At 70.6% G+C, this 18,092-nt stretch carries 15 protein-coding genes; 7 read left to right on the top strand and 8 right to left on the bottom strand.

All coding sequences use genetic code 11. The annotated features are described in order from the left end of the window. Positions 1 to 17: 17 nt before the first annotated feature. The 5 genes from OIE47_RS08850 to OIE47_RS08830 all read right to left on the bottom strand — a co-directional run bounded on the left by OIE47_RS08850 (position 18) and on the right by OIE47_RS08830 (position 5,572). Complete coding sequence (locus tag OIE47_RS08850; protein WP_326561017.1) at positions 18 to 1,280, bottom strand: sugar ABC transporter permease; 1,263 nt, start codon at positions 1,278 to 1,280, stop codon at positions 18 to 20. Next, complete coding sequence (locus tag OIE47_RS08845) at positions 1,277 to 2,095, bottom strand: ATP-binding cassette domain-containing protein (RefSeq protein WP_326561016.1); 819 nt, start codon at positions 2,093 to 2,095, stop codon at positions 1,277 to 1,279. Before OIE47_RS08845 ends, OIE47_RS08850 begins: the two co-directional genes overlap by 4 nt. Before the next feature lie 179 nt (positions 2,096 to 2,274). Then, entirely contained in the window at positions 2,275 to 3,369 is a 1,095-nt protein-coding gene (locus OIE47_RS08840; RefSeq protein ID WP_326561015.1) for a sugar ABC transporter substrate-binding protein, read from the bottom strand. A gap of 453 nt (positions 3,370 to 3,822) precedes the next feature. After that, complete coding sequence (gene ybaK / locus OIE47_RS08835; protein ID WP_326561014.1) at positions 3,823 to 4,305, bottom strand: Cys-tRNA(Pro) deacylase; 483 nt, start codon at positions 4,303 to 4,305, stop codon at positions 3,823 to 3,825. Between the two features lie 10 nt (positions 4,306 to 4,315). Next, positions 4,316 to 5,572, bottom strand: a complete 1,257-nt coding sequence (locus tag OIE47_RS08830) for a THUMP-like domain-containing protein (RefSeq protein WP_326561013.1) — start codon at positions 5,570 to 5,572, stop codon at positions 4,316 to 4,318. Between the two features lie 351 nt (positions 5,573 to 5,923). Here OIE47_RS08830 and groES point away from each other — a divergent pair, with 351 nt between their 5' ends. The 3 genes from groES to OIE47_RS08815 all read left to right on the top strand — a co-directional run bounded on the left by groES (position 5,924) and on the right by OIE47_RS08815 (position 9,805). Beyond that, the gene (gene groES, locus OIE47_RS08825) at positions 5,924 to 6,238 is read left to right on the top strand and encodes a co-chaperone GroES (RefSeq protein WP_121158486.1); all 315 of its coding nucleotides are present in this window, start codon (positions 5,924 to 5,926) and stop codon (positions 6,236 to 6,238) included. Positions 6,239 to 6,319: 81 nt separating this feature from the next. Further along, positions 6,320 to 7,954: a chaperonin GroEL gene (gene groL / locus OIE47_RS08820; RefSeq protein ID WP_326561012.1), complete on the top strand. Its 1,635-nt coding sequence runs from the start codon at positions 6,320 to 6,322 to the stop codon at positions 7,952 to 7,954. A gap of 159 nt (positions 7,955 to 8,113) precedes the next feature. Then, on the top strand, positions 8,114 to 9,805 hold the full coding sequence (locus OIE47_RS08815) for a molybdopterin-dependent oxidoreductase (protein ID WP_326561011.1): 1,692 nt from the start codon (positions 8,114 to 8,116) through the stop codon (positions 9,803 to 9,805). A gap of 127 nt (positions 9,806 to 9,932) precedes the next feature. Here OIE47_RS08815 and OIE47_RS08810 read toward each other — a convergent pair whose 3' ends face one another. After that, a complete protein-coding gene (locus OIE47_RS08810; RefSeq protein WP_326561010.1) occupies positions 9,933 to 10,316 on the bottom strand; it encodes a WhiB family transcriptional regulator in 384 nt (127 codons plus the stop codon). A gap of 339 nt (positions 10,317 to 10,655) precedes the next feature. On the opposite strand from OIE47_RS08810, the gene OIE47_RS08805 reads away from it, so the two are divergent. After that, entirely contained in the window at positions 10,656 to 11,693 is a 1,038-nt protein-coding gene (locus tag OIE47_RS08805) for a response regulator transcription factor (RefSeq protein WP_326561009.1), read from the top strand. A 53-nt stretch (positions 11,694 to 11,746) separates the two neighbouring features. On the opposite strand, the gene OIE47_RS08800 is transcribed toward OIE47_RS08805, so the two are convergent. Next, positions 11,747 to 12,160 (bottom strand): DUF5319 domain-containing protein, encoded by a 414-nt coding sequence (locus OIE47_RS08800; protein WP_326561008.1) that lies wholly within the window; start codon positions 12,158 to 12,160, stop codon positions 11,747 to 11,749. A 271-nt stretch (positions 12,161 to 12,431) separates the two neighbouring features. Between OIE47_RS08800 and guaB the strand changes: the two genes are divergently transcribed. From guaB to OIE47_RS08785, 3 genes are all read left to right on the top strand, one after another. Beyond that, on the top strand, positions 12,432 to 13,997 hold the full coding sequence (guaB, locus tag OIE47_RS08795; protein WP_326561007.1) for an IMP dehydrogenase: 1,566 nt from the start codon (positions 12,432 to 12,434) through the stop codon (positions 13,995 to 13,997). A 48-nt stretch (positions 13,998 to 14,045) separates the two neighbouring features. Then, a complete protein-coding gene (locus OIE47_RS08790; protein ID WP_326561006.1) occupies positions 14,046 to 15,170 on the top strand; it encodes a GuaB3 family IMP dehydrogenase-related protein in 1,125 nt (374 codons plus the stop codon). Between the two features lie 98 nt (positions 15,171 to 15,268). After that, the gene (locus OIE47_RS08785; RefSeq protein WP_442792066.1) at positions 15,269 to 16,744 is read left to right on the top strand and encodes a M1 family metallopeptidase; all 1,476 of its coding nucleotides are present in this window, start codon (positions 15,269 to 15,271) and stop codon (positions 16,742 to 16,744) included. Positions 16,745 to 16,834: 90 nt separating this feature from the next. Here OIE47_RS08785 and OIE47_RS08780 read toward each other — a convergent pair whose 3' ends face one another. Then, positions 16,835 to 18,022, bottom strand: a complete 1,188-nt coding sequence (locus OIE47_RS08780; protein ID WP_326561005.1) for an LCP family protein — start codon at positions 18,020 to 18,022, stop codon at positions 16,835 to 16,837. Positions 18,023 to 18,092 lie beyond the last annotated feature (70 nt).

Raw genomic sequence — 18,092 nt, 5'->3', positions numbered from 1 at the left:
ACTTTCGAGAGACAGCGTCATCTGTGTCCGGTGGCGGCGGCACGTCTTCTGGAGAGTGCGTCCACCCCGGCCGCGGCCAACAGCACCAGGCCGGTGACCACGAACTTGACGCCGGAGCTGTAGCCCAGCAGGCCCATCCCGTTGTCGATCACCGCGACCACCGCGCCACCGAGGACCGCGTCGAACACCCGGCCCTTGCCGCCGAAGAGGCTGGTGCCGCCGATCACCGCCGCGCCGACCGCGTAGAGCAGCACGTTACTGCCACCCGTGTTCGGGTCGACCGACCGGCCACGGCTGGCCGCCACGATGCCGCCGATCGCGGCCAGCAGCGAACAGATCACGAAGACCGAGATCCGGATCCGGTCCACGTTGATGCCGGCCCGGCGGGCGGCCTCGGCGTTGCCGCCGACCGCGTAGACGTGCCGGCCGTAGACCGTGCGCTGGAGTACGAAGGTGAGCACGACCAGCAGGATCGCGATCACCGGTACGACGATCGGCATGCCCTTGTTCGACGTGATCAGGGTGTTGATGCTGCGTTCCTGGTTCAGGATGTACGTCGCGACGCCGACGAGCAGGGCGACGGCGGCGATCCGGGCCAGGACCACCAGGAACGGGTCGACGATCAGCCCGCGCGCCACCCGCGTGCGATAACGGATGAGCTGTACGGCGGCGTAACCGAGCACCGCCACGGCGGCGAGCAACCAGCCGATCAGCGGCTTCACGTTGCTGTTCTCGATCGAGACGATGACCTTGTCCTGGACCGAGATGTTGGTGCCACCCTTGATGAGCAGCAGCACCACGCCCTGGAAGGCGAGGAACGCGGCGAGGGTGACCACGAAGGACGGGATGCCGACCTTCGCCACCAGTACGCCGAGCACCAGACCGATCACCACACCGGTGACCAGGGCCGCCGCCAGTGCCCCGTACCAGGGCCAGCCGTGCAGGGTGAGCAGCACCGCGAGCACGGAGGCACAGACGCCGCTGGCAAAACCGGCGGAGAGGTCGATCTCGCCGAGCAGCAGGACGAAGACCAGCCCCATGGCGATCAGGATGACCGCGGCGCCCTGGGTGAAGAGGTTGGCGAAGTTGATGGCGGAGAAGAACTCCGGTCGGGCGATCGAGAAGCCGATGCAGAGCACCACCAGGCCGAGTACGGCCGGCAGCGCGCCGATGTCGCCGCCACGTACCCGGCCGATGTAGTCGCGTACGTGGTCGTTGACCGTGCGCGTCGGTACGGGCACCGGCTCCTCGCGCACCGCGGTAGGGGTGGAGGTGCTCATTGCTCGGCTCCAGGGGTGATGAGTTCCGCGTGACCGGCGCCGCTGCTGTCGCCGTTCTCGGACCGCAGGCCGAGATCACCGCTGCGTCCTGCGGTGATCAGTTCGACGATCTGCGAGTGGGTGATGTCGGTGGTCTTGACCTGGGCAACCGACCGCCCGAGGTAGAGCGCGGCGATCCGGTCCGAGACGGCGAAGACGTCGTTCATGTTGTGCGAGATGAGGACGACCGAGAGCCCGTTGTCGGCCAGCCGGCGGACCAGTTCGAGCACCTGGGCGGTCTGGGCGACGCCGAGTGCGGCGGTCGGCTCGTCGAGGATGACCAGTTTGCTGTTCCAGAGCACGGCCTTGGCGATCGCGACCGTCTGCCGTTGCCCGCCGGAGAGGCTGGCCACGAGCTGGCGCAGCGACTTCACCGTACGGACGGACAGGCCGGCGAGGGTCTCCGCGGCCATCCGCTCCATGGTCACCTCGTCCAGGACCAGACCGCTGGTCTTCTCCCGGCCGAGGAACATGTTCTGCACGATGTCGAGGTTGTCGCAGAGCGCGAGGTCCTGGTAGACGACCTCGATGCCGAGCGCGGCGGCGTCCCGCGGGTTGTTCACGGTCACCGGCTTGCCGTCGAAGATGAACTCACCACCGTCGGCGGGGTAGATGCCGCTGATGCACTTGACCAGCGTGGACTTGCCGGCGCCATTGTCGCCGACGAGTGCGGTCACCTCGCCCGGGTATGCGGCGAAGGCGACGTCGCGCAGGACCTGCACGGGACCGAAGTTCTTGTCGATCCCGCGCAGCTCCAGCAAGGGTGTCGCGGACACGGTGGGTCTCCTTTTCACAGGTGTCCGATCGCGGGGTGTTCCGGTCGCGGGGTGTCCGTTCGCGGGGCTCCGGTCGCGAAGGTCCGATCAGGCATCCCGGTCGGGTCAACCGGTGTGCCCGTCCACCGACTACGGTCGGCGGACGGGCACGGTGACTCCGGTCGGGGTCAGAGCAGAGGTCAGCTGATTCCGGCTGCGGTGCAGGCGGCGGCGTACGCCGCGGTGCACAGCTCTTCCTTGGTGACGAAGCCGTCGTCGATGACCGCCTTGACGTTCGACTTGTCGATGGCCTTCGGGGTCAGCAGGACCGACGGCACGTCACGGCCGCCCTCGGGGTCCTTGACCGTCTGGCCGGTGTCCTTCTTCTCGCCCTTCGCCAGCGCGATGGCCAGCTCGGCACCGGCCTGCGCCTCCTGCTTGATCGCCTTGTAGACGGTCATGCACTGGTCACCGGCGAGGATGTTCTGCAGGCCCTGGACGGTCGCGTCCTGGCCGGTCACCGGGACCTTGCCGTTGAGGCTGTTCTTCTTCAGCACGGAGATGACCGCGTTGCCGAGGCCGTCGTTCGCGGCCAGGACGCCGTCGATCTTGCCACCCTGCGAGGTCAGGTTCTGCTCGAAGATGGTGCCCGCCTGGGCGTTGTCCCAGCCGGGGACGGAGGTGTCGGGGCCCTTGACGTACTCCTTGGAGTCGTACTTGGGCTGGAGCACCGAGTCGTACCCGCTCTTGAACAGCGTGGCGTTGTTGTCGGTCGGGGAGCCGTTCAGCTCGGCCACGACCGGGTTCTTGACGCCCTTGTCGGTCAGGCACTTGACCAGGCCCTCGCCCTGCAACTTGCCAACCGCGACGTTGTCGAAGCTGACGTAGTACTGGGCCGAGCCGCCGAGGGTGAGGCGGTCGTAGTCGATGGTGGCGACGCCCTGCGACTTCGCCTTGTCGAGCACGGCCTTACCGGTGCCGGAGTCCAGGTTCACGATCATCAGGGCGGTCGCGCCACCGGTGATCATCTGGTCCGCGATGGTCTGGAACTGCGACTTGTCACCCTGGGCGTTCTGGATGACGTAGTCGACGCCTGCGGTCTTGAACGCCTCTTCGAGGTACTTCCGGTCCGCGGTCTCCCAGCGGTCGGAGGAGGCGCTGTCCGGCAGGATCACGCCGATCTTCGGGGTCTTGGCGCTGCCGCTGCCGGCGTCGTCGGAGCTGTCGCCGCAGGCCGTCAGGGCACCGGTGGCCAGCAGGCCCACGGCGGCGATGGTGAGGATCCCTTTGCGCATTGCTCGGGTCCTTTCGGGGGGTGGGGTTCGGTCCGCTGAGTCGTTGCGTGGTGCGGCGTCAGTTCGGTGCGGTCGCCGCCACTGCAGGGGTGTTCAGATTGGGCCGTACGTACTTTTGTTGTGTCCGGCAACGTATTGCGCTCGCGGGGTGAGGCACAAGAGTGCCGAGGCCACGAGTTTTGTTGCCTGCGATAACAATTCAGCAACGCGACTGACACCCGCCCGTCATGGGCCTGAATCGCCTGGGCGGATCGTGCCGATTTGCCGCCCGGTTCGGGATGCGGCGGGCCAAATGACCGAACCGTGGCGCGAAGGGGGTCGGTGTCGGCTCACGCCGTACGGCCGAGTGCTATCAATTTTGTGTAAGAAAAAGCACAGAGCGCAACGACGGTCATTGGCTGACCAAGTACCGGCAAGCAGCCGCAAGTCGGTCGATAGTGGGCAGTACGCGGATCAGGCCCCGGCGGCGATCGAGGCGCTGATCGCGCTGGTCAGCCGGATCAGGTCGGCCGGTGCGAGCTGGAGCTGAAGGCCCCGGCGACCGGCGGAGACGTACACAGTAGAGAAACTCTCCGCCGACGAATCAATTACGGTCGGTAGTCGTTTCCGTTGGCCGAGCGGGCTGATCCCGCCCCGGACGTAACCGGTGGTCCGCTCGGCCAGGGTCCGGTCGGCCAGCGCCGCCCGTTTGCCGCCCACCGCCGCCGCCAACGCCTTGAGGTCCAGCTCCCCGGTGACCGGTACGACCGCCACGGTCAACGCCCCGTCGACCTCGGTGACCAGTGACTTGAACACCCGCTCCGGGTCCACGCCGAGAGCCGCGGCCACCTCCGCGCCGTAACGCGGCGACTCCACCGGCACGTCGTACGGGTGGGTGGTGTGCGCGACCTTCTGCTTCACCAGCAGTGCCGTTGCCGGGGTCCCCTGACCTGCCACGGCCGGGACCCTACCGGTTCGGCGCCACCGGCTGACAGACCAGCACGGTGGGCGCGCCGGCCACCCGGGTCAGGACCAGGCTGGCCGGCTCGGTGCCGGCGAGCCGCAGATCGCGCCGGAGCCGCTCCGGATCCACCGCCGAACCCCGCTTCAGGATCTCCACCCGACCGACCCCGCGCACCCGGAGCAGGCCGCGCAGCCGCTTCAGCGAGAACGGCAGCACGTCGGTGATCTCCAGACAGCGGGCGTACGGGGTCGGCAGCGGCGTGTCCGCGTACACGTAGGCGATGTCCGGGTCGGCGAGTGTGCCGTCCACGGTGCGGGCGAACTCGGCGACGAGATGGGCCCGGACCACTGCGCCGTCCGGGTCGTAGACGTACCGCCGGATCGGGCCGACCGGCGCCTCGACGGCACCGGTCCCGGTCAGCTCGGCCACCCCGACCCTGCCGTCCTCGGTCTCGCCCGAGCGTTGGGCAGGGGCGCTTCGGCCGCCGGACCCGGCCACAGGGTTTCGCAGCAGGGTGGCGCGGCGGGGGGTTCCGGCGAGTGGGCCGCACCAGAGGGCGGCCTCGACGAGTTCCCGGTCGACGCTGACCCACTCCGCCTCGGCGCCGGGCGGGATCAGCGCGTGGTCCAGGCCGGGAGCGACCTTCACCACCGTGCACGGGACCCGCCGGGCCAGGCCGAGGACGAAGTCCCACGGCGGGGAGTAGGCGGCCGGGTCGAAGATCCGCCGGCCGCCGGTCGAGCGCCGGGCCGGATCGCAGAAGACCGCGTCCATCCCGGTCAGGTCGAAACTCGTGGCGTCGGCGCACTCGACGGTGAAACAGCCGGCCAGCCCGGCCGCCTCCGCGTTCGCGGCGGCCAGCGCGGCGGTGGCCGGGTCGGCCTCCACCCCGTACACCCTGATCCCGGCGCGGGCGGCGGCGAGCGCGTCCGCGCCGAGGCCGCAACCGAGGTCGGCCAGGGTGCGCACCCCGGCGGCCCGCAACCGGCGCGCCCGCCGGTCCGCGACCACCGCCCTGGTGGCCTGCTCCAGGCCGGCGCGGGTGAAGAACATCCCGGCGGCGGCCGGGCCGAACTTGCCGACCGCGCGGCGGCGCAGCTCGGCCTGGGTGAGGGCGGTGGCGGCGAGCGGGCCGGGCAGGCCCGCCGACCGGAGCGCGGTGGCGGCGGCCAGCGGGTCACCGCCGGCCAACTCGGCCGCCGCGGCGAGCGCGGTCAACCCGACCGGGGTACGCAGCGCGGCCAGCTGGTCGAGGTCCATCGAGTCATTGTGAGGCAGCACACGCCGGATGTGAGGCAGTACACGTCGATCGCTGGTGGGACCGGCGGGGCGTCCGGAAGGTGCGGCGGAGCCGGTCCGCCGGTGTCCTGGTAAGGGGTTTCGCCGAACACGCCGGCCGCCATGTTGGCACTCTCCTTGACGGAGTGCTAGCCACCGGCATAACCTGCCGTTAGCACTCTCAGTCTGAGGGTGCCAGCTTCCGGGCTCCGGTCCGGTGGCTGAAACGCCAGGCGGACCGGCTCCCGCGACGACGGACCCGCCCGGTGGCATGTGGCAGATTGACGCTGGCCGGCTTGCTGGTCAGCACAGAAACCAGTACCCCAGGAGGGTATGCCCGTGACTACCGCGACCAAGGTTGCGATCAAGCCGCTCGAGGACCGGATCCTGGTCCAGGCGAACGAGGCTGAGACGACCACGGCGTCGGGCATCGTGATCCCCGACACCGCCAAGGAAAAGCCGCAGGAGGGCACTGTCCTCTCCGTCGGCCCGGGCCGCATCGACGACAAGGGCAACCGGATCCCGGTTGACGTCAAGGTCGGCGACACGGTCCTCTACTCGAAGTACGGCGGCACCGAGGTTAAGTACGCCGGCGAGGAGTACCTCGTACTCTCCGCCCGCGACGTCCTCGCGGTCATCGAGAAGTAGTGATCTGACCGATCAGTGATCACTGCCCCGGACCGGCATGCCGGGCCGGGGCAGTGCTGTGTGAAGGGACCCGAGTAAAACATGGCGAAGATTCTGAGCTTCTCGGATGACGCCCGGCACCTGCTGGAGCACGGTGTCAACACGCTCGCCGACACGGTCAAGGTCACCCTCGGCCCGCGCGGGCGCAACGTCGTTCTGGACAAGAAGTTCGGTGCACCGACGATCACCAACGATGGCGTGACCATCGCCAAGGAGATCGAACTCACCAACCCCTACGAGAACCTCGGCGCGCAGCTGGTCAAGGAGGTGGCGACCAAGACCAACGACGTCGCCGGCGACGGGACCACCACCGCGACCGTGCTGGCCCAGGCACTCGTCCGCGAGGGCCTGCGCAACGTGACCGCCGGGGCGAACCCGACCGGTCTCAAGCGGGGCATCGACGCGGCCGCCACCAAGGTGTCCGAGGCGCTGCTCGCCAAGGCCGTCGAGGTCGGCAGCCGGGAGTCGGTCGCGCACGTGGCGACCATCTCCGCGCAGGACGCGACCATCGGCGACCTGATCGCCGAGGCGATGGAGCGGGTCGGCCGCGACGGTGTCATCACCGTCGAGGAAGGCTCCACCCTCGCCACCGAGCTGGAGGTCACCGAGGGCCTGCAGTTCGACAAGGGCTTCATCTCGCCCAACTTCGTGACCGACGCCGAGTCGCAGGAAGCGGTCCTCGACGACCCGTACATCCTGATCACGACTCAGAAGATCTCGGCCATCGAAGAGCTGCTGCCGCTGCTGGAGAAGGTCCTCCAGACCAGCAAGCCGCTGCTGATCGTGGCCGAGGACGTCGAGGGCCAGGCCCTGTCCACGCTCGTGGTCAACTCGATCCGCAAGACCGTCAAGGTCTGCGCGGTCAAGGCCCCCGGGTTCGGCGACCGCCGCAAGGCGCTGCTGCAGGACATGGCGGTCATCACCGGCGCCGAGCTGGTCGCCCCCGAGCTTGGCTACAAGCTCGACGCGGTCGGCCTCGAGGTGCTCGGTAGCGCCCGTCGGGTCGTGGTCGACAAGGACAACACCACGGTGATCGACGGCAAGGGCCGCGACACCGAGGTGGCCGACCGGGTCGCCCAGATCCGCAAGGAGATCGAGGCCTCGGACTCCGAGTGGGACCGGGAGAAGCTGGCCGAGCGGCTGGCGAAGCTCTCCGGTGGCATCGCGGTGATCAAGGCCGGCGCGGCGACCGAGGTCGAGATGAAGGAGCGCAAGCACCGCATCGAAGACGCCATCGCCGCCACCAAGGCCGCTGTCGAGGAGGGCATCATCCCGGGCGGCGGCGCCGCACTGGTGCAGATCGCCTCGGTGCTCGACGACGACCTGGGCTTCACCGGTGACGAGAAGGTCGGTGTCTCGATCGTCCGCAAGGCGCTGGTCGAGCCGCTGCGCTGGATCGCCCAGAACGCCGGTCACGACGGTTACGTGGTCGTGCAGAAGGTCGCCGGCAGCGACTGGGGCTTCGGCCTCAACGCCGCCACCGACGAGTACGTCGACCTGGCCAAGGCCGGCATCGTCGACCCGGTGAAGGTGACCCGCAACGCGGTCATCAACGCCGCGTCGATCGCCGGTCTGCTGCTGACCACGGAGAGCCTGATCGTGGAGAAGCCGGCCAAGTCGGAGGCTTCCGCCGGCGGTGGCCACGGCCACGGCCACCAGCACGGCCCGGGCTTCTGATCACCCGGTAACACCGCAACACCCGTAGTAACCGTCGAACCAGGGTAGATCCGCGTCAATGGCGTACCAAGCGCCAATCCGCGCGAATCTACCCTGGTTTGCGTCCACCCGAGGTTCACGTCACTACCGGTCCGCCCCGTGATCGTCAACACTGGGCGGGTGAGCACCCAACAGCGCAGGTACGGCGCACTGGCCGGGATCGCCGCCGCCGCGGTCGCGATCGGCTCGGCCGAGCTGGTCGCCGTACTGACCGGGGCGCGATCCGCTCCGCTCGTCGCGGTCGGCGGGGTCGTGGTCGACCTCGTACCCGAGCCGCTGAAGCAGTTCGCGATCGACGTGTTCGGCGTACACGACAAGACCGCGCTGCTGGTCGGCACCGGCGTACTGCTGGCCGGCTTCGCCGCGCTGATCGGCGTACGCACCCTGCGCGTCCCACTGGTCGGGTACGCCGGCATCGCCCTGTTCGGCCTCGTCGGGGCGATCGCGGCACTGACCCGTCCGGGTGCGGGCGCCGGTGCCGTACTGCCCTCGCTGGTCGGCGCCGCCCTCGCGGCCGGAGTGCTCCGCCGGCTGCGCGCCGTCCTGGTCCCCGCTCCCTGGCCGGACGCACCCCTGGTCGAATCCACCGTGCCATCCCTGACCGGCGCTCGGGAGGTGGCCGAGCGCGAGGGTGCCGCCGGGCGCGAGGGTGCCGCCGAACGTGAGGGTGCCGCCGAGCGGCGGGAGTCGGTCGAGGATCGGGGTGCGGCCGAGCGGCGGGAGTTGGCCGACCGGGAGGATTTCGCGGAGGGGCGGCGACGGTTCCTGACCGGGGTGGGGGTGACGTTGGGGGCCGCGGCGTTGAGCGGCTTCGGCGGGCGCTGGATCGCCACCCGGCGCGGGGTGTCCGACGCACGGGCGGCGGTGACGCTGCCCGCCCCGGCCAGCCCGGCGCCACCGGTGCCGGCCGGTGCCGACCTGTCGCTGGCGCAACTGGCCCCGTACACCACGCCGAACTCCCAGTTCTACCGGATCGACACCGCGCTGGTGGTGCCGCAGGTCGACCCGGGAACCTGGCAACTGCGCATCCACGGCCGGGTCCGCAACCCGATCACCCTGAACTACGCCGACCTGCTCGCCCGTCCGCTGATCGAGCGCGACATCACGCTCGCCTGCGTGTCCAACGAGGTCGGTGGGGACCTGATCGGCAACGCGCGCTGGCTCGGCGTACCGCTGAAGGACCTGCTCGACGAGGCTGGGCCGCTCGACGACGCCGACCAGGTGGTGGGCCGGTCCGCCGACGGCTGGACCTGCGGCACTCCGACCGCGCTGATGCGCGACGGGCGCGACGCCATGCTGGCGGTCGGCATGAACGGCGAACCGCTTCCGGTCCAGCACGGTTTCCCGGTCCGGGTCGTGGTGCCCGGCCTGTACGGCTACGTCTCGGCCTGCAAGTGGGTGGTGGAGCTGGAACTGACCCGGTTCTCCGACTTCGACGCCTACTGGGTGCCGCGCGGCTGGTCGCCGGAGGGGCCGATCAAGACCCAGTCCCGGATCGACACGCCCCGGTCGCGCAACCGGCTCACCCCCGGCCCGGTCACGGTCGCCGGGGTGGCCTGGGCGCAGCACCGGGGGATCAAGCAGGTCGAGGTGCAGGTCGACGGCGGCCCGTGGGAGCAGGCCACGCTCGCCCCGTCCGCCTCCGTGGACACCTGGGTGCAGTGGTCCTGGCAGTGGCAGGCGACGGAGGGCGACCACACCCTCCGCGTACGCGCCACCGACGCCACCGGCGAAACCCAACCCAGCCAACCCCGCCCGGTAGCCCCTGACGGCGCCACCGGCTGGCACACCCTCCAGCTGACCGTCCGCTAACCCCGCACCCCCTAACCCCCCACACCCCGCGCACCGGTCGATCACCTCGTTGATCATGAAGTTAGCGACGGTTTTGGCCGATTTCCTGTCGCTAACTTCATGATCAACGAGGTGATCCGGGGTGGGGTTAGCTGGCGGCGCGTTGGGCGGGGAGGGTGGAGTGGAAGGGGCGGCCCAGGCGCGCCTCGAGGCGGGAGATGTCGACGCGGGTACGGCGCCGGTCGGCGAGGTCCTCCCAGCCGACGGCGAGCAGCCGGAGCCGCTCCGACTCGCTGAACCCGCCCCAGACGCCATATGGCTCGCGTACGGCCAGCGCGTGCGCGGCGCACTCGGCACGTACCGGGCAGGTCCCGCAGACCTTCTTCGCCCCCGTCTCCCGGCGGTTGCGGGACGCCCCACGCTCACCATCGGGATGGAAGAACTGCGCGGTGTCGCGCCCTCGGCAGGCCCCGAACCGTTGCCATTCCCACAGATCGACGATGGGTCCGGGCAGTCTGCGTACGTTCGACATCTGCAACCCTCCTCCCGCGGCACCGCGATGGACACTCGACCAAGGCCGGTGTCCGGGCGGCGGGCCGCGTTGACACGCCCGATTCCGGCCTCGGTTCCGCCATACCCAGCCCGCCGTTCCATCACACGTGTCTGATCGTCCGAACCTGATCATTTCCGTCCCCGCCGGCGTCGGTCCGGACGCGGCGAGCCACCGGTCAGACCGCCTCAGGTGGCGCCAGCAGGGCGGTAAGTCCGTGGAACCAGCCGGAACGGGCAAAAAGTTTGCTTTCCATCAGCCGGAAACTCGTCATGATCAGTGGCGGTCGTGGTCTGCTCGTCAGGGGGAAAGGAGACCACCGTGCGTACTGTCCTCGTCTGTGTCCGGACACCGCTCGCGGCGCAGAGCGTCGCGTCCGCCGCGGCCCGGCTCGGGCTGGCGGCCGTGGTGCGTACGGCGATCTCCGATCCCGAGGTGATGCTGCGCCTGGCCGAACGCCCGGCCGACGTGCTGCTGGTCGACACCGCGCTCACCCGGCCGGACAGCGTGGGTTTCACCCGACGGGTGCTGGCCCGCGCCCCCGGGGCGGCGATCCTGCTGCTCGGGGCGGAGGAACCCGGCGTCGCGGCGGCGGTCATCGCGGCCGGCGGTCGGGGACTGCTGCCCGGCGGCGACCACGACCTGGTCAGTGTGGTGGCGAAGGCGATGCTCCTGCTCAGTACGCCCGGTCGGGGCGGCCGGGGCACCGGGCTCACCGGTGCCGGCGGGTCGACCGGCGCACCCCTGCCCGCTGAGGTCGCCGGTGCCGCCGGACGGGCCACCGCCGAACGGTTGTCCGGTGCGGCCTCACGACTGCCGGCGCGCCCCGGTGCGGTTCCCGGCGGGAGCGGTCCGGTGGTGACCGGCCCGGCGCTCGGCTCGGACCACGGCGGACGGGCCGACGCGGCGGACGACACCGGTGGGGCCAATCCGCAGACCGGGCCGACCGTGGTTCCGGTACAGCGCGGCGACGACGTTCCCGGCGAGCATCGGGCTCCCGCCGACGGCGACGGCCCGCCGGCCGACGGCTCCGACGCCCGGACGAACACGCCCCCGGACAACCGGTTCACCGGCCCCCGGCGGGGCGACCCGGCGAACACCGGTGGTTACGGTCGACCTGCGGCGGCCGCCGCCGGACCCGGTGCGACCGGCCCGCTGCGGCGCGCGGCGTTGACCGAGCGGGAGTTGCAGGTGCTGCTCGGCATGGCGGACGGAAAGAGCAACGCGGAGATCGGCCGGGAGCTGTTCGTCTCGGAGGACACCGTCAAGACCCACGCCCGCCGGCTGTTCCGCAAGCTCGGCGCCCGGGACCGGGCCCACGCGGTAGCCGCCGGCTTCCGAGCCGGTCTGGTCGCCTGAGCCGTACGCCAACACCGGCTCCCCGCCGGGGTGCGGGCCGGTCGGTCACCGGGTCAGGTCGACGGGTCTTCCTCGTCGTCGTCGGTTCCCTCGGCCAGGGTGTCGTGCACCCCATCGGCGTAGCCCCGGGCGTATTCCCAGGTCACGTAGTGGTCGGGGTCGGGATCGAAAGCCGGCTCGTGCACCCTCGGCCGGCCGGAGCTGAGCAGGTGCCGCAGGTTGCCCCGGAGCAGGTCCCAGTCGAAGTAGTGCGGCTCGTGGCAGTCCTCGCACTCGATCACCAGGCCACGGACGCCGGTCGGCCCCAGCAACGCCTGGTAGATCTCCAGGTCGGCCAGGTCCTCCAGGACATCCTGCCGCTCGACCTCGGAAAGCGGATCAAGGTCGGCGTCCTCGACGGGGTCGTCGAGGCCCGCTGACGGATCGGCGGGGTCGCCGTTGAACGGGTCGATCGGCTCGTCGTGCACCCCTCCACCGTAGTCGTAACCGCGCCCGTCGCGCCCACCCTCGTCGCCCGGCCCGCCGAGCGCCCCCGAGTGCGGCCGCCCCGAACCCGTACGCCCACCCGCCCGCCCGGCACCGCCATACCGTCCGGCCGCTGCCGCCGTACCGCCCGCTCCTGCCGGGCCGCCGCAGCTCACTGGGTACGATGAACCATCGCGCCGCACGTACGGGCACGCCGATGCGTGCGCCCTGGTCGCCCGGCGAAGCCCGACCAACCAGCTCAGGGGAGAACTCGTGGACAATTCACCCACCAACGATCTTCCGTCGGGCAGCGGCGACGCCGACCAGTTCGGCGGGCTGATGCCCGAGCTGCCCTCCGGTTCCGCCCGTGCGGTCCCGCTCGGACTCACCTTCGACGACGTGCTGTTGCAGCCCGCCGAGTCGGACATCGTGCCCAGCAAGGTGAACACGCTCACCCGGGTGACCCGCAACGTCTCCATCGCCATCCCGCTGCTGTCCAGCCCGATGGACACCGTCACCGAGGGCCGGATGGCGATCGCCATGGCCCGGCAGGGCGGCATCGGCGTACTGCACCGCAACCTCTCGATCGAGGACCAGGCGCTCCAGGTCGACCTGGTCAAGCGGTCCGAGGCGGGCATGGTGACCAACCCGATCACCTGTAGCCCGGAACACACCCTGCGGGACGTGGACGCGCTCTGCGGCCGGTACCGGATCTCCGGCGTCCCGGTCACCGACGCCGACGGCCTCCTGGTCGGCATCGTCACCAACCGGGACATGCGCTTCGTCACCGACGGAGACACCCCGGTCCGCGACATCATGACCCGGATGCCGCTGGTCACCGCGACCGTCGGAGTCTCCAAGGACGAGGCGCTGGAGCTGCTGCGCCAGCACAAGGTGGAGAAGCTCCCGATCGTCGACGCCAGCGGCCGGCTGCGCGGGCTGATCACCGTCAAGGACTTCGCCAAGAGCGAGCAGTTCCCGAACGCGAGCAAGGACGACGCCGGCCGGCTGCGGGTCGCCGCGGCGGTCGGGGTGGGCGAGGACTCGTACAAGCGGGCCCGGACCCTGGTCGAGGCGGGTGTCGACGTGCTGATCGTGGACACCGCCCACGGCCACCAGCGGGCCGTACTGGACATGGTCACCCGGTTGAAGAAGGACACCACGGTCGACGTGATCGGCGGCAACGTGGCCACGTACACCGGGGCGAAGGCCCTGGTCGAGGCCGGCGCCGACGCGGTCAAGGTCGGGGTCGGGCCGGGCGCCATCTGCACCACCCGGGTGGTGGCCGGGGTCGGCGTGCCGCAGATCACCGCGATCATGGAAGCCGTCCGGGCCTGCCGCCCGGCCGGGGTTCCGGTCATCGCCGACGGCGGCATCCAATACTCCGGCGACATCGCCAAGGCGATGGTGGCCGGCGCCGACACGGTGATGCTCGGCAGCCTGCTCGCCGGCTGCGAGGAGAGCCCCGGCGACCTGCTCATCATCAACGGCAAGCAGTACAAGGCGTACCGGGGGATGGGGTCGCTCGGCGCGATGCAGTCCCGTGGTCAGGCCCGGTCGTACTCCAAGGACCGCTACTTCCAGCAGGACGTGACCAGCGAGGAGAAGCTGGTTCCGGAGGGTGTCGAGGGGCAGGTGCCGTACCGGGGCCCGCTGTCCTCGGTCGCCCACCAGCTCATCGGCGGGCTCCGGCTCGCGATGGGGTACGTCGGCGCGGAGAGCATCCCCGAGCTGCACCGCCGTGGCCAGCTCATCCGGATCACCGCGGCGGGGCTGAAGGAGAGCCACCCGCACGACATCCAGATGACGGTCGAGGCACCGAACTACCACACCCGCTGACCCGCGCCACCGACTCGCCGCCAACCTTCTCATCCGCTGGAGTGCCCCATGCGTGACGTGGTCGAAATCGGGCTGGGTAAAACCGCTCAACGCGGTTACCACCTGGACGACATCGCGATCGTGCCGAGCCGTCGTACCCGGGACGTGGACGACGTGTCCACGGCCTGGCAGCTCGACGCCTACCCGTTCCGGATCCCCTGCGTCGGGCACCCCTCGGACGCCACCATGAGCCCGACCTCGGCGGCCGCCCTCGGCCGGCTCGGCGGTCTCGGCGTGCTCAACGTCGAGGGTCTGTGGACCCGGTACGAGGACCCCACCAAGATCCTGGAGGAGCTGAGCGGGCTCGGTGAGGACTCCAACGCGACCCGCCGCCTCCAGGAGGTCTACGCCGAGCCGATCCGGCCGGAGCTGATCACCGAGCGGGTACGCCAGATGCGCGAGGCCGGCGGCACGGTGGCCGTACGGGTCTCCCCGCAGCACACCCTGGCCCTCGCCCCGGTGATCCTCGACGCGGGCGTGGACATCCTGGTGATCCAGGGCACGCTCGTCTCGGCGGAGCACGTCTCCACCACCGACGAGCCGCTGAACCTCAAGGAGTTCATCGCCGATCTCGACCTCCCGGTCGTGGTCGGTGGCTGCACCGACTACAAGACCGCGCTGCACCTGATGCGGACCGGTGCCGCCGGGGTGATCGTCGGTCTCGGCGGCGACGAGTGGTCGACCACCGAGTCGGTCCTCGGCATCCGGGTGCCGATGGCGACCGCGATCGCGGACGCCGCCGCCGCCCGCCGGGACTACCTCGACGAGACCGGTGGCCGGTACGTCCACCTGATCGCCGACGGTGACCTGCGCACCTCCGGCGACATCGCGAAGGCGCTCGGCTGCGGTGCGGACGCGGTGATGCTCGGCGAGCCGCTGTCGCTCTGCGACGAGGCGCCCGCCGCCGGTGCCTGGTGGCACCCGGCCGCCAGCCACCCGGAGCTGCCGCGAGGCGCGTTCGGGGTGGCCGAGGAGTCGCTCGGGTCGATGGAGCGGCTGCTCTACGGTCCGGCCGACGAGCCGGACGGCCAGCAGAACCTCTTCGGCGGCCTGCGCCGGGCGATGGCCAAGTGCGGTTACCGCGACCTGAAGGAGTTCCAGAAGGTCGGCCTCGTGCTTGACCTCGAACGGTAGCGACGGACTTCTGCCGGCGACCGTTCCGCCATTAACCGAACCGGTGAAGCGGAGCGGTTGCCGGTCCGCCCGGCGCCGTCGCACCCTAGGCTCGTCCGGTGACTCACGGTCTGCGGTTCGGAAAAAGCTCTGGACGTACGGCGGTCGGCGCGCGCCCGGCCGCCGTGCTCGCGGCGGCGGTGGCCGGGGTGCTGGTGTTGACCGCCGGCTGTACGGGTCCCGACGGCTCCGGGTCGTCGCGCGATGGGCGGAACTTCCGGCCGGGCGCCGACGGGGTCGGTGACCCGTACTTCCCGACCTACGGCAACGGCGGCTACGACGTGGCCAACTACGGGCTGAAGGTGCGGTACGACCCGGCAGACGACAAGCTCTCCGGCACCGCGACCATCACCGCGACCGCCACGCAGGACCTGTCCCGGTTCAATCTGGACCTGGTCGGGTTGAAGGTCGACAAGGTGGTGGTGGACGGCGCCCGGTCCGACTACCGCCACGACGACGGCGAGTTGGTGATCACCCCGAAGCGGGGGCTGGCCAGGGACGACCGGTTCACGGTCGAGGTGGAGTACAACGGCGTGCCGGGACCGATCAACAGCCCGGACCTCGGTGAGGGTGGGTTCATGGCCACCGAGGACGGTGCGATCGCGCTGGGCCAGCCCGAGTCGGCGAGCACCTGGTTCCCGGTCAACGACCATCCCGAGGACAAGGCCAGCTACGACATCGCGGTCACCGTCCCGCAGGAGCTGAGCGCGTTGAGCAACGGCGTACCGGGTGAGCGGTCGACCGATGGCGGGTGGACCACCTGGCGTTGGTCGGAGCGGACCCCCATGGCGAGCTACCTGACCACCCTGGTGATCGGGAACTACCGGGTGGAGACCGGCACGCACGAGGGGAAGCCGCTGGTGACGGCGGTGGCGGCGAGCCTGCCCGAGGGCGGACCGGCCGAACGGTCACTGGACCGGACCGGGGAGATCAGCGACTTCCTGGCCACCCAGTTCGGCCCGTACCCGTTCGAGTCGTACGGCGGGATCGCGCTCAGCGACCGCCGGATCGGGTACGCGTTGGAGACCCAGTCCCGGCCGGTCTACGGCCCCGCCTTCTTCACCTCCGGCCCGAACGACACGGTGGTCGCCCACGAGCTGGCCCACCAGTGGTTCGGTGACAGTGTCTCGGTACGCCGATGGAGCGACCTCTGGCTGAACGAGGGCTTCGCCACCTACGCGGAGTGGCTGTGGACGGAGCATGACGGCGGCATGACCGCGCAGCAGTCGTTCGACCGGGCGTACCAGGCCACGGACTGGTCGAAGCCGGCTCTGGATCCCGGTCGGTCGGCCCTGTTCGGTCGGCCGGTGTACCAGCGCGGGGCGCTGGCCGTACACGCGTTGCGGCTGACCGTCGGCGACGAGGCGTTCTTCCGGGTCCTGAAGACCTGGACGGCGGAGAAGCGCAACGGCACCGTGGTCACCGCCGACCTGCTCACGGTCGCCGAGCGGGTCTCCGGTCGTACGTTGCGCCCGCTCTTCGACGCCTGGCTCTCCGGCACCACCGCCCCGCCACCGCCGCCCCCGGCCTCCTGACCGCCGTCGCCGATTTCCCGACCCGCCGACTCCGGTCTCCGGACCCGCCGACTCCGGTCTCCGGACCCGCCGTCGCCGGGGTGACGACTGTTACCGGGCGACGACGAGTTTGGGGTTGGCTGCCAGGTACTCCTCGGCGCGGCCGGCGAGCAGTTCGGTGAGGAACCGGGTGCCGGCCTGGGTGAGCTGTTCGCCCCGGTACGACCCGCCGGTGCCGACCGACGCGCCGGGCAGCCCGACCAGGGTGAGCGCCTCCGGCCGCAGTCCGCTGAGCGCGAAGGCGAAGTCGATCACCCGCTGCTCGCGTCCGCTGAAGATGAGCGTCTCGCCGAGCGCCCGGAGCACCTGCTGGAGCCGGTCCGGGTCGCGGGCCATCTGCTCGCTGACCACCCGGCCGATGATCGCCTTGATGAGCTGCTGCTGGTGGCGCTGGCGGGCGTAGTCACCGCCGGTGGTGTAGCGCTGCCGGGCGTAGTCCAGCGCCTGCCAGCCGTTGAGGTGCCGCACACCCTCCTCGTAGATCATCTGCGGTCCGGCGTACCCGTCGTTGGCGGCGTTGCCCGGCCGGTGCTCGCCATTCGGCTGCCGGTGCTGGGAGGCGACCCGCTGGTCGATGTAGAGGTCGATCCCGCCGAGCGCGTCGACCAGGTTGTCGAAGCCGCCGAAGGTGAGTACGGCACTCGCGTCCCATTCGGCGATTCCGGTGTACCGGCTGACCGTCGTCTCGACCAGTTCGAGTCCCTGCGCCGTGTTCGGCTTGGACTTGCCGTCGGCGACGTGGCTGCCGTAGCTCATCGCGTGGGTGAGTTTGGTCCGCTGGCCGCCGAACTTCGCCTTGGCGAACGGCGGGATGTCGACCACCAGGTCCCGGGGGAGCGAGAAGAGGTACGCCCGGTCCAGCTCCTTCGTCACGTGCATGATCAGTACGGCGTCCGCGTGCGGCTCCCAGTCCGGTTCGCTGACCCGGGTGTCGACGCCGACGAGCAGCAGGTTGAGTGGTCCGGTGATGGCGGCGCCCGGTTCCGGGGTGGGGCTGGGCGTCGGGGTCGCCGGCACGGCGGGGGCGCTCGGGGTGGACTGCTCGGCGGCCGGGTCGGCCCGCCCGGAGTCCCGCAGCGCGCCGGTCATGATCGCGGCACCGGCCACCAGGAGTACGGCGACCACGATCCCGGCCGCCCAGCTGATCCGGCGCCGGCTGTGCCACCAGCGGCTCGACGTACCCCCGGAACCGGTGTCGGGTTCGTCCTCGGCCGCCCGGTGCTGCCCGCCGTCCGCCATCGTGTCGGCTCCTTCCGGCCGGCCGTGACCAGCCGATTGTTGATCTGTGGATGGCTGGCCGCTTTTCTGC

This window comes from Micromonospora sp. NBC_01796, from assembly GCF_035917455.1.
Taxonomy (GTDB): domain Bacteria; phylum Actinomycetota; class Actinomycetes; order Mycobacteriales; family Micromonosporaceae; genus Micromonospora_G.
The sequence above is the reverse complement of the archived record's forward strand: the minus strand, read 5'-3'. Positions and strand labels throughout refer to the sequence as shown.

Excerpts from the sequence above, each read along its gene's own strand:
- OIE47_RS08850 (WP_326561017.1), bottom strand. The coding sequence starts at position 1,280 with ATGAGCACCTCCACCCCTACCGCGGTGCGCGAGGAGCCGGTGCCCGTA.
- OIE47_RS08840 (WP_326561015.1), bottom strand. The coding sequence starts at position 3,369 with ATGCGCAAAGGGATCCTCACCATCGCCGCCGTGGGCCTGCTGGCCACC.
- OIE47_RS08830 (WP_326561013.1), bottom strand. The coding sequence starts at position 5,572 with ATGGACCTCGACCAGCTGGCCGCGCTGCGTACCCCGGTCGGGTTGACC.
- groES (WP_121158486.1), top strand. The coding sequence starts at position 5,924 with ATGCCCGTGACTACCGCGACCAAGGTTGCGATCAAGCCGCTCGAGGAC.
- groL (WP_326561012.1), top strand. The coding sequence starts at position 6,320 with ATGGCGAAGATTCTGAGCTTCTCGGATGACGCCCGGCACCTGCTGGAG.
- OIE47_RS08810 (WP_326561010.1), bottom strand. The coding sequence starts at position 10,316 with ATGTCGAACGTACGCAGACTGCCCGGACCCATCGTCGATCTGTGGGAA.
- OIE47_RS08790 (WP_326561006.1), top strand. The coding sequence starts at position 14,046 with ATGCGTGACGTGGTCGAAATCGGGCTGGGTAAAACCGCTCAACGCGGT.
- OIE47_RS08780 (WP_326561005.1), bottom strand. The coding sequence starts at position 18,022 with ATGGCGGACGGCGGGCAGCACCGGGCGGCCGAGGACGAACCCGACACC.